At 64.8% G+C, this 446-nt stretch carries 1 pseudogene; it reads right to left on the bottom strand.

Features of this window, described 5'->3' with window-relative positions:
* Positions 1 to 446, bottom strand: a pseudogene (locus AAZU54_RS27300) (T6SS effector BTH_I2691 family protein); the annotation flags it as partial.

Below are 446 nucleotides of genomic sequence, written 5' to 3'. Positions count from 1 at the left end.
CCGGTTCAATTCCTCAAGGCTGGCGCGTGTGCCATTGACCAGCGTGTCGCGCACTTGCTCTGCCGTTCCTTGGACCCAGACGCTGACGACAATCACGCTGTGCGCCAGCTTCGGATCGAGTACCGCCAGGCTCAGCAGCCCGTTCTGGATGATCGGCCGAACCTTGCGCAGGCTGGACTGCGACTGCTGCTGCAACTCCTCAAGGCTCACGTGCATGCGCTCGCGGGCCTGGGCCATCGCGGCATTGGCGGTGCGCTGCATCTGCCGCAAGTGGGCACTTTGCAGGGCGTAGTACTCGCTGAGCTTCATCTGCACCTGCAACTCGACCAGCTGTACGCCGTTGTACAGCCACTGGCTGGCACAGTTCAGGCGCATCACCGCACGCTGAACCCCGGGGCCTGCCAGCGGGTGCAGGCGTTGGCTGGCCGCGTTGAGTGCGCCTTGCG

Source organism: Pseudomonas sp. Je.1.5.c, from assembly GCF_051129895.1.
GTDB lineage: Bacteria > Pseudomonadota > Gammaproteobacteria > Pseudomonadales > Pseudomonadaceae > Aquipseudomonas > Aquipseudomonas urmiensis.
Note: the sequence above shows the minus strand (reverse complement) of the source record. Positions and strands in the feature narration are given on the sequence as shown.